16 protein-coding genes and 1 tRNA gene are annotated in these 16,534 nt (G+C 46.7%); 10 read left to right on the top strand and 7 right to left on the bottom strand.

What is annotated here, in order from left to right; translation table 11 throughout:
• Window positions 1-12: 12 nt before the first annotated feature.
• A complete protein-coding gene (locus NLX82_RS03415; protein ID WP_254347477.1) occupies window positions 13-1,086 on the bottom strand; it encodes an anthranilate phosphoribosyltransferase in 1,074 nt (357 codons plus the stop codon).
• 19 nt (window positions 1,087-1,105) lie between these two features.
• Window positions 1,106-1,708: an ANTAR domain-containing response regulator gene (locus NLX82_RS03410; RefSeq protein ID WP_023989349.1), complete on the bottom strand. Its 603-nt coding sequence runs from the start codon at window positions 1,706-1,708 to the stop codon at window positions 1,106-1,108.
• Window positions 1,709-2,154: 446 nt separating this feature from the next.
• Here NLX82_RS03410 and nirB point away from each other — a divergent pair, with 446 nt between their 5' ends.
• Window positions 2,155-4,587: a nitrite reductase large subunit NirB gene (gene nirB, locus NLX82_RS03405; protein WP_069080019.1), complete on the top strand. Its 2,433-nt coding sequence runs from the start codon at window positions 2,155-2,157 to the stop codon at window positions 4,585-4,587.
• A gap of 12 nt (window positions 4,588-4,599) precedes the next feature.
• On the top strand, window positions 4,600-4,929 hold the full coding sequence (gene nirD, locus NLX82_RS03400) for a nitrite reductase small subunit NirD (protein WP_025724005.1): 330 nt from the start codon (window positions 4,600-4,602) through the stop codon (window positions 4,927-4,929).
• Window positions 4,930-5,221: 292 nt separating this feature from the next.
• Here the strand turns inward: nirD and NLX82_RS03395 are convergent.
• A tRNA-Val gene (locus tag NLX82_RS03395) sits at window positions 5,222-5,293 on the bottom strand.
• A 141-nt stretch (window positions 5,294-5,434) separates the two neighbouring features.
• Between NLX82_RS03395 and NLX82_RS03390 the strand changes: the two genes are divergently transcribed.
• Window positions 5,435-5,878: a GNAT family N-acetyltransferase gene (locus NLX82_RS03390; protein WP_023989346.1), complete on the top strand. Its 444-nt coding sequence runs from the start codon at window positions 5,435-5,437 to the stop codon at window positions 5,876-5,878.
• A 90-nt stretch (window positions 5,879-5,968) separates the two neighbouring features.
• Complete coding sequence (locus NLX82_RS03385; RefSeq protein WP_023989345.1) at window positions 5,969-6,205, top strand: DUF3892 domain-containing protein; 237 nt, start codon at window positions 5,969-5,971, stop codon at window positions 6,203-6,205.
• Between the two features lie 122 nt (window positions 6,206-6,327).
• Here NLX82_RS03385 and NLX82_RS03380 read toward each other — a convergent pair whose 3' ends face one another.
• The gene (locus tag NLX82_RS03380) at window positions 6,328-7,086 is read right to left on the bottom strand and encodes an MBL fold metallo-hydrolase (protein WP_023989344.1); all 759 of its coding nucleotides are present in this window, start codon (window positions 7,084-7,086) and stop codon (window positions 6,328-6,330) included.
• A 201-nt stretch (window positions 7,087-7,287) separates the two neighbouring features.
• On the opposite strand from NLX82_RS03380, the gene NLX82_RS03375 reads away from it, so the two are divergent.
• A complete protein-coding gene (locus NLX82_RS03375) occupies window positions 7,288-7,845 on the top strand; it encodes a hypothetical protein (RefSeq protein WP_023989343.1) in 558 nt (185 codons plus the stop codon).
• Between the two features lie 79 nt (window positions 7,846-7,924).
• Window positions 7,925-8,230 (top strand): DUF1292 domain-containing protein, encoded by a 306-nt coding sequence (locus NLX82_RS03370; protein WP_007431055.1) that lies wholly within the window; start codon window positions 7,925-7,927, stop codon window positions 8,228-8,230.
• 105 nt (window positions 8,231-8,335) lie between these two features.
• Here the strand turns inward: NLX82_RS03370 and NLX82_RS03365 are convergent, their stop codons facing one another.
• Complete coding sequence (locus tag NLX82_RS03365) at window positions 8,336-9,811, bottom strand: aminotransferase class I/II-fold pyridoxal phosphate-dependent enzyme (protein ID WP_013310938.1); 1,476 nt, start codon at window positions 9,809-9,811, stop codon at window positions 8,336-8,338.
• A 187-nt stretch (window positions 9,812-9,998) separates the two neighbouring features.
• Between NLX82_RS03365 and NLX82_RS03360 the strand changes: the two genes are divergently transcribed.
• Window positions 9,999-11,282: an MFS transporter gene (locus tag NLX82_RS03360; protein WP_023989342.1), complete on the top strand. Its 1,284-nt coding sequence runs from the start codon at window positions 9,999-10,001 to the stop codon at window positions 11,280-11,282.
• Window positions 11,283-11,308: 26 nt separating this feature from the next.
• Here NLX82_RS03360 and NLX82_RS03355 read toward each other — a convergent pair whose 3' ends face one another.
• A complete protein-coding gene (locus tag NLX82_RS03355) occupies window positions 11,309-11,941 on the bottom strand; it encodes a YktB family protein (protein ID WP_025724011.1) in 633 nt (210 codons plus the stop codon).
• 279 nt (window positions 11,942-12,220) lie between these two features.
• On the opposite strand from NLX82_RS03355, the gene NLX82_RS03350 reads away from it, so the two are divergent.
• On the top strand, window positions 12,221-12,820 hold the full coding sequence (locus NLX82_RS03350; RefSeq protein ID WP_023989339.1) for a hypothetical protein: 600 nt from the start codon (window positions 12,221-12,223) through the stop codon (window positions 12,818-12,820).
• A 173-nt stretch (window positions 12,821-12,993) separates the two neighbouring features.
• A complete protein-coding gene (gene gndA / locus NLX82_RS03345) occupies window positions 12,994-14,400 on the top strand; it encodes an NADP-dependent phosphogluconate dehydrogenase (protein ID WP_013310934.1) in 1,407 nt (468 codons plus the stop codon).
• Between the two features lie 245 nt (window positions 14,401-14,645).
• Here the strand turns inward: gndA and NLX82_RS03340 are convergent, their stop codons facing one another.
• Entirely contained in the window at window positions 14,646-14,951 is a 306-nt protein-coding gene (locus tag NLX82_RS03340) for a rhodanese-like domain-containing protein (RefSeq protein ID WP_010345522.1), read from the bottom strand.
• A 269-nt stretch (window positions 14,952-15,220) separates the two neighbouring features.
• On the opposite strand from NLX82_RS03340, the gene aroA reads away from it, so the two are divergent.
• Window positions 15,221-16,513: a 3-phosphoshikimate 1-carboxyvinyltransferase gene (aroA, locus tag NLX82_RS03335; protein WP_028540541.1), complete on the top strand. Its 1,293-nt coding sequence runs from the start codon at window positions 15,221-15,223 to the stop codon at window positions 16,511-16,513.
• Window positions 16,514-16,534 lie beyond the last annotated feature (21 nt).

Raw genomic sequence — 16,534 nt, 5'->3', positions numbered from 1 at the left:
TGACGCCAATAATTAAAAATGCATTCGGGTTTCGGATCTGCTTGCTCCTGTTTTTATTTCTTTTCTGAGCATAGCTTCCCGCCAGTGACAATACAAACCCCAGGCGTCCCCGTTTTCTAGCAGCGGTTTGCAGGTATACAAACCTTCCTCTATGGAGTCGACTCGCCCTGCAACGAACAGTCGGACCGCACTGTTGAGTAACACTTGATTCGAAAAGGCTATAGAAGCTGTGCCTTGCAGCACTTCCTCCGTAATGCGCAGCTGTTCAGCGGGGGTCCAGTTATGCTCGGGTACCACCGAATCCAGCCCGTACATTTCCGGATCAATAACCTGTAGTGATACCTCGCCGTTAGCAAGCAGGTAAGTCCGGGTCGGCCGATCGATGAACAGATCCTCCGATCCTTCGCTCCCCTGGACGATCAGAGCCCTGCGGTAATTCAGATTTTGCATGAGTTTTGCCGTCTTCTCGAACACAGTATTGTGGAAAACGCCGAATACAATATACGGGGAAGAACCGTAATCAACCAGTTTCTCGGCAGTATTCAGCACTGTGCGAAGCCCCAGCTCTTCGCGAATGGGCCGCATATCTCGCAGGGGCGCGCACCACTGTTCGGAGGCAACGAACAGTACACCAGTCAGCTTCGCGGCATGAATGGCGGTTTCACGTGTCATGTTCCGGGACGTTACCCCCATTTCCTGCAGTAAAAGCGGGAGCGTAACACCCCATTTGGGAGGGAGAGGTGCACTGCCATGCATCGTTACAGGAATTCCGCATGAGGCGAGTAGAAAGGCCGTTGCGAAGGTGGCGATAAATGAAGACTTTCTGCCATCGTACGGACCGGCGAAATCAATCCCTTCCTGCATCGGAAAGCGATGGGTATATTTACGGCAGATGTTTACAAATTCTTCCAACTCGGCAACACTCTCCATTTTAATGCGCTCCGCGGCAAAGAAAGCTCCGATTTGAGCAGGGGTTGCTGACTGGGTCATAATAAGTTCGGCAGCAGCTTCGGCTTCGGCGTAATTCAGATCCCGGGCGCCCCTTTTGCCGCGACCAACTTCTTTTAATATTTCAATGATATTCATGTTCGGACCCCTTTCAGATTTATGCTTTTAGCATTTGCTGTGCTTTGACGATGGAGATGGCCACATCAACGATACGTTTGCGTTCGTTCATTGCTTTTTTGCGTAGCACATCATATGCTTCCGCTTCCGGGATACCGTTTACTTCCCCAAGTATTCCTTTCGCCATATCAATCCATTTGCGTTCTTCCAGCCGAGCGGTCAGTTGCTTGCGTTCACTTTGCCAGTGCTGGCGTTCAAAAAAGCGTTTGGCGCTAAAATGAAGAGCCCAATTCAGCTCATGGGCTGCCATAGAAGGGGTTAGAATGCCATCGACAGTGACATCAGCTTCACAGGCCTCTGTCGATGATAGCGCTGATTCTGCGCTGCACCACCAGAGCAATGGGATCGCTTTGGCTTGCTCCAGCCTGCCACTCCATATGCTGATAGTGCCGACAGGTATGTTTAGTACCGCCGCGTCTGCATTAAGAATTAGCTGTTTGATTTCAGATTCATTGCGGCAGGGCAGGGTTAGGTATCCGTTGGACTCTAAAAGGTGCTCAGGTCCTGCCTGCCATGAGGAAACGGCGTGTGTCTGCTCAGATACATAGTCAGAATGTAAGTGAATTACCAACAAGGAACGCAAGCGGGCTCCTCCTCTCTGTAACATGAAGGGTAGTTAGCGATGGGGATAGTAATCATTGATAACAAATATGACATAAGATTTTGTCTGCCTGCTTATTTTTTTCATCATCATCAAGCTAAAACGGACTTTTAAACCATTTTGGCGTGTTTTGGACTGAAAATCAATCCTAATTTTGTAGGGGAGTGATATTTTATACGTCATAGATATGTTACATGGTGATAAAATATAATTTTTTATAAGTTAATGCGTAAGGAATGTTGACATATCATTTGAAGCATTATATATTAGCTACAATACTTTTTAATTCCATACTCTGATGGATACAACGGCGTATTCGATGAAACGGCAATGGAGCCTGTTTTCTCATGTGGAGGGATATTTTGAATCCCCATATGTGAAGCAGGCTTTTTATGTTTTGAGGATACAAATGGAAGGGAAGTGACCTGATGAACGATATCCAAAAGTTAGTGTTGATCGGCAACGGAATGGCGGGGATACGCACTCTCGAACATTTGCTGAAGCTTGCACCAGGTAGCTATGAGATTACGGTATTCGGGGCCGAGCCCCATCCAAACTATAACCGGATCATGCTGTCCTCCGTTCTGGCGGGAGGGGCTGGTTTGCAGGATATTGTCATTAACGACTGGAGTTGGTATGAAGACAACAATATTCGATTGTATACCGATGATCCTGTCACAGCCATCAATACGGAAAAGCAGCAGGTGACGTCGCGCTCCGGCGTATGCATCTCTTATGATTTGTTGTTGTTGGCAACAGGTTCTAAAGCCTTTATTCTGCCGCTTCCAGGGGCCGACAAGGAGGGTGTTATCGGTTTTAGGGATATTCGTGACTGTGAAACGATGATGGAGACGGCAAAGACGCACAAAAAAGCAGCTGTTATCGGCGGCGGATTGCTTGGGCTAGAGGCAGCTAGGGGGCTGCTTAACTTGGGGATGGACGTCACAGTTATTCATATTAACGGATATATTATGGATCGGCAGCTGGATGAGGCTGCTTCCCTTATGCTCCGGCGCGAGCTGGAGGAGCAGGGAATGACTTTTCTGGTCAATAAGCGAACGGCGGCTATTACGGGCCGTCGTCGCGTGGAAGGATTGAAATTTGCCGATGGCAGTGAGCTGGAAGCAGACTTGATCGTTATGGCGGTAGGCATCAGACCAGACATTGAACTGGCGGTGTCGGCGGGAATTCCTGTAAACCGTGGCATCATCGTAAATGATTACATGGAAACGAATGTCCCTGGCATATACGCCGTTGGCGAATGTGCAGAACACCAGGGAATCACTTACGGACTGGTAGCTCCATTATATGAGCAGGGTGGTGTGCTGGCTCAGCGGCTCGCGGGAATGGAGACTCCCGGCTACAGTGGTTCCGTCACTTCTACAAGGTTGAAGGTATCGGGTGTCGACGTGTTTTCAGCAGGGCATTACAAGGATGAACCGGGAACACGTTCCCTGCGGTATCAGGATGATATTGGCGGCGTCTACAAAAAAATCGTGATCAAGGACGAAAAACTGATCGGAGCCGTTCTGTTTGGGGATACGTCTGACGGAGCCATGCTGTTTTCTTTGATCAAAAGTGGCGGGTCGGTGGTTGGCCGAGAGAAAGAGTTATTACTTGGCTTCAATCCCGGTCAACCTGAAGCTAGTGGCGCCATGATGCTGGAGCAGATGCCTGATGACGAAATTGTATGCGGATGTAATGGTGTATCCAAGGGTGACATTGGAGAGGCGGTTGCGGCTGGCTGCCGGAGTGTCGGGGAGATTAAGGCATGTACGAAGGCATCGGCATCATGTGGCGGCTGCAAGCCATTAGTGGAGGGACTCTTACAGCTATACGCAGGCGCAGAAGCCGGAGAAACGCTGAAAGAGGGGATTTGTAGTTGTACGACGCTTGACCGGGAAGCGATCATTGATGGCATTCGGGAGATGGGATTGAAGAGCGTCAAAGAAGTGATGAATGTGCTGGGATGGAACGAACCGGAAGGTTGCACGAAATGTCGGCCGGCCCTCAATTATTATCTAGGTATGGTATGGCCGATCGATTATGAGGATGAGAAGGAATCCAGATTCACGAATGAACGGTACCATGCCAATATACAGAAAGATGGCACCTATTCTGTCGTGCCCCGCATTTATGGAGGAGTTACTTCACCTGCCGATCTGAAGAAAATTGCTGCTGTCGCAGAAAAATACAATGTGCCTCTGGTTAAATTTACGGGTGGCCAACGTCTTGACCTGCTTGGTGTGAAAAAGGAGGATTTGCCGGGGATCTGGGCCGAGTTGGATATGCCGTCTGGATATGCCTATGGAAAGACGCTGCGAACGGTTAAGACGTGCGTAGGTAACACCTTTTGCCGCTTTGGCACTCAGGATGCTATGGGTATGGGCATTCGGTTGGAAAAGGCATTTGAACGGCTGAATGCGCCATCCAAAGTCAAACTGGCTGTATCTGGTTGCCCGCGTAACTGCGCTGAAGCGACGATAAAGGATTTAGGCGTCGTTGCTATTGACGGTGGCTGGGGGATCTACGTTGGAGGTAACGGCGGTATTAAGGTTCGGGCAGCTGAACTGCTTTGTACCGTTAAAACCGAGGATGAAGTAATGGAATGGACCGGTGCCTATCTGCAGTATTATCGCGAGCAGGCCAATTGGAACGAACGCACAGCCCATTGGGTGGAACGGGTCGGAGTTGAATCCGTCAAACAGGCACTCGCGAATGCAGAGACGAGGAAACAACTGGTGACCAGAATTGAAGAGACGTTAAGCACGACGACTGATCCGTGGCACGAAATTATTCACAACGAAGAGCTGCGCAAAAATTTTGTACAGTTGCCGGAACTTAAGGCAGTAACGGAATAGGGGGCTGACAAAATGGAGACCAATACGACAACCAACAGAGTCAGAATAGCTGATCTGAACGAAATTGACCGACGTGGAGCAAGGACAGTTCGCATTCATAATACAGAGATAGCTGTATTCCGTCTGAGCGATGGCAGCGTGCATGCGCTTGAGAATCGTTGTCCGCACAAAGGGGGGCGGTTATCCGAAGGAATGATATGTGGCTCAGCGGTCCATTGTCCGCTCCATGACTGGAAAGTTGACCTTTCCACTGGCCGGGTGCAAGAGCCGGATACTGGATGTGTGACTGCTTACCCCACGGAGATTGATAGTGAGAGCGGGGCGGTTTATATCGTAATCTAAGAGTTCTATACGTATTGTGCTGATGGTTCTGCTTTTTTTCTTCTATATAATAGAAGGATCAAGGTGAAAGGCTTTGTTGAAGAAGTGGTGCTGTTAAAGTGCAAATGATCTGAGTATACAGAAAAGTCGACCCTATTTTTCCGGGCGGCTTTTTTATCTTATAAGTATGATTTTAATTAAAAAATAGGTTATTGACTAAATCTTAGTCAATGACCTATCTTCTTTTCTCAGGATAACTCGCTTTATCTCTAGACAAATAAAAAAAGCCTTGAGAATCAAGGCTTTTGACGAATAGGACGGATGGGGATCGAACCCATGACCCTTACCCTGTCAAGATAATGCTCTCCCGCTGAGCTACCGTCCTGCGGTTATTAGATAATATCATGTATTAACCATATATGTAAAGTGAAAAAATAGAAGTCAGCCTGTACTTCATGACCATTTATATATATAATTCGAATTTAGCGAGTTTGCAATTTGGAATTAATGATAGGGGGAACAGATGATGGCCGCAGAAATTATAAGTGTAACAACAGAGGAACAGCTACAGGAGGCAATATCGATCCGTACCAAAGTGTTTGTCGAAGAGCAAAAGGTTCCTCTTGATTTAGAAATTGACCATTATGACAAGCTGGGAGATACGGCCCATCATTTGCTAATTTGTGAACATGGTGAAATGGTGGCCACTGGTCGATTGACATACTATGAGGAAGATACAGCTAAAATGCAACGTATTGCCGTTCTCAAGGAGCATCGTGCGGCAGGCTATGGACGTGTATTACTGCTAGCACTGGAGGAACGTGCACGTGAATTGGGGTTAAGATACTCGCTGCTAGATGCCCAATGCCAAGCCGAGAGGTTTTACGAAAAGCTCGGTTATGAGACGATCTCCGATGAACCTTTTGACGATGCGGGAATACCGCATGTACGTATGCGCAAAAAGTTGTAGTCGACAGCGTAAGGTGCATACAAATCTGTACAATGTGCATGCTAGTAAAAGTTCCTCCACTATAATACTATGGATAAGGAGCGATACAGTATGGCTGATACAGAACGAGAGCAAATTACAGCAGTACGTAAAGACGGGGATGGCGACCTTACGTCTTTTCAGACATCTACCGGTCGGGTTTTAGATTATAACCAAGCATTGAACGAGATTGAAGCAGGCTCAATTGCAGGCGTTAACGTTTTCAAGGCCAAGGATGGAAGCAAACGAATTCGGGGAGATGCCGATGGAGATCCATCTAATAACCTGGATCAACTGCCATTGTTCTGACCTTAACTCGCAACATTAGAATACAAGTTCATCATTATATTCAAGAACAGCAAGCCGCCTGGCTATCCTTTGTAGGAAAGCCAGGCGGCTTTTTGTTAATTGTTCAAACTGTATTTAGCATGCTACTCTGCACGTTCCAACTCTGTAAGTTGATATACTCGTTGCTGCTCCAGAAAGGACATGACTCCTGCTTTCTCCCTGAATTGTTCCATATCATCACTATAGTGCATCAGATGAATCCGCTCTTGAAGAGATGGCGCCAAGCTTAGCAGCTCGTCCAACGTCGTATGGACTTCTCCAGCGCCTTGTAATTGAACCTCGTGCAGAATACTCCGACATCCTCGTTCATGCACCAGATGATGAAGCAAATCAGGGTCAAAAACCATATCTGCACTATAAAAAAGGCGGTCATTAATGAATATTGAATAACTGTTTTTACCCGGAATATGCCTTGTAGGGATTAGCTCCACCTGGATACCCGATACTAATGTAGTGGGTACACCAGGCGTTATTACGTTTACCTCGAATACATCTTCAAGCTTGTCAATCATACCTTGCTGTGACATTCCGCCCTTGAGCGTATGTTCCCACAAAGGGTGGATTAGTGGTTCGGCGATATAAAGTAGAGGCTTGCGACGATGGAGAATGTTCATTTGAAAACCGAATTCCTCCAAACCTCCGACATGATCTGCGTGAATATGTGTGATTAAAATTGCGCCAATATCAGGCAAAGGGACGCCCATTTGGTGTAATGCTAAAGAAGCGGTTGTACCGCAATCGATCAGCAGTTTGCCTTCTCCGCTGTCCAGCAGCGCGTTGTTGTTGTAATAATGCTTGGCAAAGGCACTGCCTGTGCCAAGCATTTGTATCGTTAGGCTCATTATGGATTATCCCTCCGGACTTTGTGTACTAGGACATTCTACAGTCGTATTTTATCACCTATGCTGCTGGAACTAAAGATTTGGCTCCTTATGTAAAAACTTTGGACAATTTGTGAAACACAGCGCAACTTGTGCGGCTGAGCTAGGTATAAATGTACGACAGAAGGTTTTAAACAGATAACGATGGAGGGATTAGTAGTGATGAAATGGAGAAAAGTGATGGCCCTAGTGATGGCCTTTTCAATAATGGGAGGGACCGCCATTTCGGCGGAATCCGCCAAGGACCAAGTGCAGTTGATTATTAATGGAGAAGTGTCAAAAGATGGCGCAGTTGTCATTGATGGGAAAACCTATGTGCCCATCCGTGATTTTAACGGACTTGTAAATTTTGATCCATCCGGTGGAAAAGTTGTTTTCGACCAGCCTAACGTGCATATGTTCCTGTTCAAGGGAGATACGGTGTTTGGTAACGTGAATAAAGGCAATAAAGTGAAATTTAATGTATTCAGTCAAATTGATACCTTGAAAACAGATATCTCTGGAGTGAAGGTAGCGATCACCGACCCTTCAGGCAACGTGAAGGATATTCAGTCCCAAGATATCAAAGGAGCGCAAAAGGATAACTTCTGGTTCCGTACGAACGACTTTACGTATGATTTCAAAACAGCAGGGAATTACCGGGTTGGTTTCTACATTAAAGAGAGCAAAGACGGCAGCTATACCCTGGTGTCCGAAAAAGTCATTACAGCGATAAATTAGGCATACCACAAATTGACCTGCACCCTTGATCATGTTACGATACGGGGGAAAATAAAACAATTTGAAGGTAGGTATTTCCATGAGTGATCACAAACATGAACACGGTGAAGCCTGCAACCACGATCATGACCACGAACATGAAGAAATGGTTCTTACGCTAACTGATGAAAATGGTAAAGATGTAGAAATGGTGCTGGTAGAGACCTTTGACGTAGAAGATCACGTTTATGCTCTTCTGCTTGAGCGAGGCAATCCCGAAGCGGATGGCATTATTCTTCGTATGGAAGAAGAAAACGAAGAAATGGTGCTTTACAATATTGAGGACGAAGATGAGTGGAAACGTGTAGAAGCCGCATATAGCGAGCTTGTTGCCCAATACGAATAGAATTGGATGTAGCAGCTGCATAGCTCTTTAAGAAAAAGCCCCCAAATGGGGGCTTTTTTTGTTGGCTATCAACATATTTTGTAAGCATGTGTTGACAGTTCAATATTATGAAATAGCGTCAGTCTCGACGATAACCTTCACCTGATGTACTGTTCGGTCCTCAGGTCCTTTAACAGGCAGGCCTACTTCTACATGATCAACAATATAATCAATATTGTCCTGCGAAATAACTTCTCCTGGCAGTAAGATCGGAATACCAGGTGGATACACATAAATGAATTCTGCAATAATGCGGCCAGCAGATTCCTTGAAAGGCACGATTTCCGTATCTCCATAAAAAGCGTCTCTTGGAATAAGGGAGAGCTGAGGAATATCCGGTATCTTTACAACCAGTTCATGCTCCTGACCTGTGGAATAGTGCAGAGAAGCCAGCTCACGCAGAGCTTTCAACAAAATTTCAATTTCCTCTTTGGTATCACCAGGGGTCACCAAACAGAGAATATTGTACATATCGCTAAGCTCAACCTCGATATTGTAGTGATCTCTCAGCCAATTTTCGACATCGTATCCGGTAAGACCTAAATGACGGATATGAACCGTAATTTTGGTTGGATCATAATCGTAGGTAGCTTCCGTGCCGAGAATTTCACTACCAAAGCAATATAGTCCTTCAATCTTGTTAACCTCTGAGCGGCAATATTCAGCCAAATCAAGGGCTCGTTGTGCTATTTCATGACCGTTAAGTGCTAGGTTGCGTCGGGATGTGTCCAAGGAAGCCAACAGGAGATACGAAGTGGATGTCGTTGTCAGCATACTGAAAATCGTTTGTACACGTTGTGGGTTAACGTATCCGTTTTTCGTATTTACATTCAAGATCGAGCTTTGTGTCAAGGAACCGCCCAGCTTGTGGACACTTGTAGCTGACATGTCTGCTCCCGCCTCCATGGCGGACATCGGTAGATCAGGATGAAAATGAATCAGTACCCCGTGAGCCTCATCGACCAGGACCGGCACATTATAGCTGTGAGCGAGATCTACAATTTCTTTTAAGTCGGCGCACACACCGTAATATGTCGGGTTGATAACAAGGACGCCCTTGGCGTCAGGGTGGCGTTCCAATGCCCGGCGTACGGACTTGGTTGTAACCCCGTGGTGAATACCGAGATTTTCATCACTGACTGGAGAAATGAATACTGGTTTTGCACCAGCAAAGATAATGGCAGACATTATAGATTTGTGTACGTTTCTGGGTACAATAATTTTATCACCTGGCAAGCAAATGGACATAATCATGGTGATGATGGCTCCGCTTGTCCCCTGTACACTGTAGTAAGTATAATCTGCTCCGAAGGCATCTGCTGCAAGCTTTTGGGCTTCTTCGATGACACCTGTTGGTTGATGCAGATCGTCCAATGGAGCGATGTTGATCATATCTATGGAAAAGGCATTATCCCCCATAAATTCGCGAAATTCCGGATCTGCTCCGACTCCCTTTTTATGACCTGGGATGTGAAATTGAACCGGGTTGCTCTGAGCGTGCTTCTTCAAAGCAGTAAAAAGCGGGGTGTTGCTTTGATTCATTAGTGTTGTCACAACCTTTCGTGCAGGATTTCGACAATCCTGTGCAAGTGATAATAGAACAAAATTGAGTATAGCAGTTTGAAGTAGGAATGCAAGCGATTGAGGGCGCATTTATTTGCGAAAGAGTGGAGTAGGCGGAGAACCCGGTCTTTATAGCCAAAAAACGAAGGTGGAGGATGTGGATTAGATGTGGCAAAAAGGACGAAAAGAAGCTCCGCAGCGGCTGTGGACTCCTTTTTTTAGCAAATTGTGGGTTTTGGTATTTCTAGTCGAATTTATGAAAGGATCTCTTCTGGTATCCATCCTTCCGGTATATATGGGAGAAACGCTTGGTTTGTCAGCCGGGATTATTGGTTTAGCCTTTTCACTTCAATATTTTGGAGACAATGCGTTCCGGGCACCGGCGGGCTGGATGGCTGAACGGCTTGGTTACCGTGGAACGATGTCGACCGCACTGTTGTTTACGCTTGTAGCTATTATTATGCTGAGCGTACTGTCAGAGCCCGTGTGGCTCGTCGTCGCGTGTCTGCTGCTCGGTCTGGGTACTTCTCCGCTCTGGCCTTGTGTTATGACCGGAACGACCGAAATGTCCGGGCCTAATAACAGCAATGGCGCGGCGATGGGCACACTGGAAATTGCGTCTATGGGCGGAACGGGATTGGGTCCGCTCATTATGAACTTCGCCATATCCCACTATGGGCATTCTTACGGCATGGTGTTCATGATTTTGATAGGATGCAGTGTTGTATTGTTGTTGGTTGCTCTCATGCTGCCAGGACCGAAAAGGTCTGCTAACAAAGGTGACCTCGAACAGAGCGCTCTAGTGTCGTCTGATGGGCACATAAAGCAGAAGCGGGGAGTTCTGAAAGGAATCCAGGAGACGATTGGCGTGCTCAAAACAAAGCTTAACGTCAATCCGTTAATTTACCCGGCGCTGTTTTTGCAGTCTTTTGTTATCGGTTTAATCAGCCCGGTACTGACGCTATACGCTCGGACGGACCTCGGGATTTCACCAAACCTGTACAGCGTCCTCCTGATTGCAGGCGGTGGGGTGACTGTGCTGGCACTGATCCCTTGCGGCAAGTTGGTCGACCGACTTGGAACGGAGTATTTTCTACATGTTGGTTTTTTGCTAGCCGGAATTACACTGTTTCTCTTTTCAATCGTTCGCTCTATTCCGCTGGTGTTTGTATCCGTAGCGCTTATTGGTTTGGGATATGCGCTCATTTTGCCTGCATGGAACACATTTCTTGCCCGACTGATTCCGGAAAGCGAGCGAGCAACGGTATGGGGCTTTTTTTTAACACTTCAAGGCTCCGGCATGGTTATAGGCCCGCTCGTTTCAGGAGTGCTATGGGACCGTGCCGGACACACAGCACCATTTATCATCAGTGGGGTCGTGATGCTGCTCATGTTTGGCTGCCACCTGGCTCTGGCGCGTAATCCACGCAGGAAGACTGTGGAGGCCTGAACAGCACCTTGAAAAGCGGCGAGGGCTTACTCTTTCGAGAAAGACATTCGGTACAGCGGCAGTAAATGCTCAAAGGTAGAACGCACAGCCTGTAATAATGCAGCCCCGTCGCTGGCGAGTGGATCTTCTCGGTCAATACGGATTCCACACATGACCTCCGCTTTTTTTACCTGTTGCAGCTTGTGGATGATCGTTTGAAAATCTTCATTATCCATGTGTTGTTGTTCTGTGCCTTCTGGAGCCATATGATCCATGGACCAGTAAAAATGATCCGGTAGGTTAGAACGTACATCACTCAGGTTGGCTTCGAGCGCCTGGGCAAATGTAGCTTTGTTCGGGCTTTCATAAATAATTGCGAAGATGACGAAAAGATGGGAAGCGAACATGCCTACCTCAAAATGCGGCAGCGCCTTGTATCCGCGCTTGTTTGCCGCCCAGGCAACCCAAGTATCTTTGGGGGGATTGACTTTCCGTCGTGCATGCTTGGCAACGTGAACGTGCATAGGCTCCCCACATAAGTCTGTCAGGAACGGGGCCAATTCCTCGCCAATTGCCTCCAGTTTGGGCCGAACCTGCTGAATCAGCACTTCCATACGAGGCTCCAACCCCGGTATTTCAAAAACATCGAAGTCCTTTGCAGTAAATCCACTAAATGTCATTCCTTTTCCTCCTGTAACTGGGTTAGGCCATGTCGTGTGGCGTAATATGTCCGATTATAGCATAATGCCGCCGGGCGTGGCCGACTTTAGACCAGGTTTGAAACAAGCATATAAGGCAAAAGTAGGATTGTGCGCTGTTACTCATAAAAATAGGTCAAATAACCAAGTACCCTTACATAAAATGAAGTATAAAATAGAGCAAGGGAAGATCAAGCGGGAAAGCCGCAGGCTTGCTGTAGCCGGACTTCTTGAATCGGACTTGAAAAAGGAGGGAATGCCGTGAACAAGGGCTGTGAGGTAGAATATTGCAATCTAGAGCTCCGGTTTAGCCGTCGGCATATCCATAATCTGATCAAGGATTTGATATCGGAAGGGTATTCGCTGTACTGGAGCGAGGATGAGTCGTACCTGGTTTTGTCGGTGAGAACTGGGCGCAAGCTGGTGAAGCTCCGTTTTCAACAGCTGCGCACAGGACACTACAAGTTAGCTGGAGATTATGTAATCCGCGATGCCAAGCTGGCTGAGTGGTTGGAGAAGCTGATTGGAAGCACCCGAGGTCATGCCATTGTCAAAAGAGTTAAGGATCATCATATTTTAGTGGAAAATATTTTGTTCGGTGAGGTTATTCGTCTGGTCGAGGTTACTGGCTTTAAGCAGCGTGTCATTTATCAGAAAGGACCGGTGCTGTCCGCACAGGAAATGGAGGATATGTACGCTTCCAATGAAGGGGAAACCAGGCTGCTGCTGCTCAAAATGGAAGTAGACGATGAATTGGAGAAACTGTTCACAGCGATGACAGACGGAGATAAGGCTAAAATCGGGAATTGCCATGAACGCCTGCAAACGCTATCCCACCAACTGCTGATGATGGAAGTGTAATACATCTGAACACCTCATGAAAATGGGGTGTTTTGATCTGTGAATAGACAGGGGTTCACTTCTGACACCAAAAACGTTAAAATAGAAGTGCACGTGTTCCGATTCACATAAAGTGTAATGCGGTAAAGCGGCGATGTAGAAGACAAAATATGTTGCAAAGGATGAGGAACCAGATGGCAAAACAGCAAATTGGTGTGATCGGCCTGGCGGTAATGGGTAAGAATTTAGCCCTTAATATTGAGAGCAGAGGCTTCACCGTCTCGGTTTTTAATCGCTCTCCAGAAAAAACGCACGATCTTATCAAAGAAGCAGAAGGTAAAAAACTGACGGGTACTTTCTCTATTGAAGAATTTGTGAACTCATTGGAGTCACCCCGTAAAATCCTGATCATGGTTCAAGCTGGTAAAGCTACAGATGCCACGATTGAACAGCTTGTGCCTCATCTGGACAAGGGCGACATTATTATAGACGGAGGCAATGCCTACTTCCCTGATACACAGCGCCGCAGCAAGGAGCTGGAGGAAAAAGGACTTCGCTTTATTGGTACAGGCGTATCCGGTGGTGAAGAAGGTGCCTTGAATGGTCCTGCTATTATGCCGGGTGGACAAGAAAGTGCCTATAAACTGGTAGAGCCGATTCTGACGGCAATCTCTGCCAAAGTGGAAGGCGACCCATGCTGTACATATATCGGTCCCGACGGTGCTGGTCACTATGTAAAAATGGTGCATAACGGTATCGAGTACGGCGACATGCAATTGATCGGTGAAGCTTATCACCTGTTAAAATCAGTCCTGAACGTGAATGCGGAAGAGCTTCATGAAATCTTCACGGAATGGAATAAAGGGGAACTGGACAGCTACCTGATCGAAATTACAGCTGACATCTTCTCCCAATACGATGCTGAAACAGGCAAGCCAATGGTAGACGTTATCTTGGATGCTGCTGGTCAAAAAGGTACAGGTAAATGGACAAGCCAAAGCGCTTTGGATCTGGGTGTGCCATTGTCCATGATTACCGAATCCGTATTCTCCCGCTTCTTGTCTGCTATGAAAGACGAGCGCATTGCGGCAAGCAAAGTGCTGAGCGGTCCTAATGCTGAGTCCTTCAGCGGCGACAAAAAAGAATTTATCGAGAGCGTACGTAAAGCACTGTTTGCAAGTAAAATTGTGTCCTATGCTCAAGGTTTCGCTCAAATGCGTGCAGCTTCCGATGAATATGATTGGGATTTGAAATACGGAAAAATCGCTATGATCTTCCGCGGCGGTTGCATTATCCGCTCGCAATTCCTGCAAAACATCAAGGATGCATATGACCGCGACCCTGCCTTGAAAAACCTGTTACTGGATTCTTACTTCAAAAATGTAGTTGAAACGTATCAAGATGCATGGCGTCAAGTGATTTCCGTGGCTGTATCTCAAGGTATTCCAGTGCCTGGCTTCTCCAGCGCGCTTGCATACTATGACAGCTACCGCACTGAGCGTTTGCCAGCAAATCTGCTGCAAGCACAACGTGACTACTTCGGTGCCCATACGTTCAAACGTGTGGACAAAGAAGGCGTATTCCATCATCAATGGTTCTAATGAACGGACGGATATGTATGAATAGCATTATGTAATACAACGGAAGCTTTTTTGCCCTATGGGTAGAAGAAGCTTCCGTTTTTAATTTTTAATTATGGATATCATTCTAGGGTAGTAGAGGATTGTGTAATCTTTTGAGGCTATGGTATGATAGGGACAGAATATTTTAATGCATTACCGCGTCTAAGCTTTGAGTTAAAACAAAAGAGACGGGAAGTTCTCGTCTCTTTTGTTAAGTAGGTTTTCTATTGCTCCTGTGACCATTGCAGCATGCCGCCGGTCATGTTAGTACAGCCTTCATAACCTAGCTGCTGTAGATATTCGCAGGCTCGTTCACTGCGATAACCGCTCCGGCAAATAAAGATAATTTCACCGGTGCGTTCAATTTCTTCAAGACGACCCGGAAGCTGTCCGAGCGGAATGTGCTTGGCACCTTCAATCATGCCTTCCGCTACTTCTTCCGCTTCGCGGACGTCGATTAATTGCAATTGCTCTCCTGCTTGCAGACGTGCGCGCAACTCAGAAGGTTCAATCAGGGCGATTTGCGTCATGGCCGGACCTCTTTTCTGATAAATAATGGGTGCTGCGTATGTTTTTGATGTGTGCAAAATGTCACACATACTCTATGTATGATAGCTAAGCTATCTCTAGGCTGTCAATTGGCTTAATCCTAAAGGCAGGTATAGATTAATTAACCGACGGGATTCACTCGGGCGACCTAGATTAATATTTCTTATTTTTTGGGTGGAGAAATGAATGCTACAACTTGTATAATTAACGTAAAATAGGATGGTTTGAACCGAAAAGGAGCATGTACATTATGGATGTTATCGTTAGACCTACCCCTTCCTTGCAAGGAGAGATTGGGGCCCTGTCCTCCAAAAACTACACTACTCGCTATCTGCTCACTGCGGCACTTGCTGAGGGACAAAGTACCATTTATTATCCAGCTCATAGTGAAGACAGTGATGCTATGCGTCGTTGTATCGCCGATCTGGGTGCAGTACTGGAAGAGGATGATGAAAAAATAATTATTACAGGTTTTGGTAGCCATCCTCAAGCTGTGAAGGAATTGAATGTGGGAAACGCAGGAGCGGTGCTCCGTTTTTTGATGGGTATTGCATCTCTATGTCCGGATGTTACATTTGTTAATACATATCCCGACTCATTGGGTAAGAGACCACATGATGATCTAATCGATGCACTGGGGCAACTGGGTGTGAAAGTAGATCATCGTGAAGGTAAGTTGCCAATTCGTATTCAGGGTGGTCAGGCGAAAGGCGGTAAAATTCAGGTGTCCGGCTCGGTTAGCTCACAATATTTGAGCGCCTTGCTATTCCTTACGCCTTTACTAGAGGAAGACAGTGAAATCGAAGTGCTGCATGATTTGAAATCCAAGGTGGTCATTGGGCAGACCCTGGAGGTATTGCAAGAGGCTGGTATTATCATTCATGCAAGCGATGATTACATGTCTTTCCGTGTCCCGGGGCGGCAATCCTATCAGCCACGTACGTATACTGTACAGGGAGACTATCCAGGGAGTGCAGCGGTGCTAGCGGCTGCTGCAGTAACGAATTCTGATGTTACCATTCATCGTCTTAAAGAGCAGAGCAAACAGGGAGAACGCGCTATCGTAGATGTGCTGCGCATGATGGAAGTGCCACTGACACACGAGAACGATACCGTTGTCGTGAAGGGCAATGGCCGATTGAAAGCTGTCGAGTTTGACGGTGATGCTGCAACAGACGCTGTGCTTGCAATGGTGGCTGCGGCTGTATTTGCTGAAGGCACGTCCCGCTTTTATAACGTGGAGAATTTACGGTATAAGGAATGCGACCGCATTACCGATTATTTGAATGAGCTGACCAAGGCTGGAGCTCGGGTAGAAGAACGCCAAGCGGAAATTATCGTACATGGCAGACCGGAAGGTGTCGAAGGTGGCGTGGAAATTAACGCGCATTTTGATCACCGTGTTATTATGGCCTTGACGATTGTAGGTTTGCGTTCACAGAAGCCGTTAGTGATCAAGGATGCACATCATGTCGCCAAATCGTATCCGCAGTATTTTGATCATCTAACGACGCTTGGTGCTTCTGTAGAATGGGTAAAATAAAAGCAAACGAAGATGCGAATA

The sequence above is a fragment of the Paenibacillus sp. A3M_27_13 genome, from assembly GCF_024213315.1.
Classification (GTDB): domain Bacteria; phylum Bacillota; class Bacilli; order Paenibacillales; family Paenibacillaceae; genus Paenibacillus; species Paenibacillus polymyxa_B.
The sequence above is the reverse complement of the archived record's forward strand: the minus strand, read 5'-3'. Positions and strand labels throughout refer to the sequence as shown.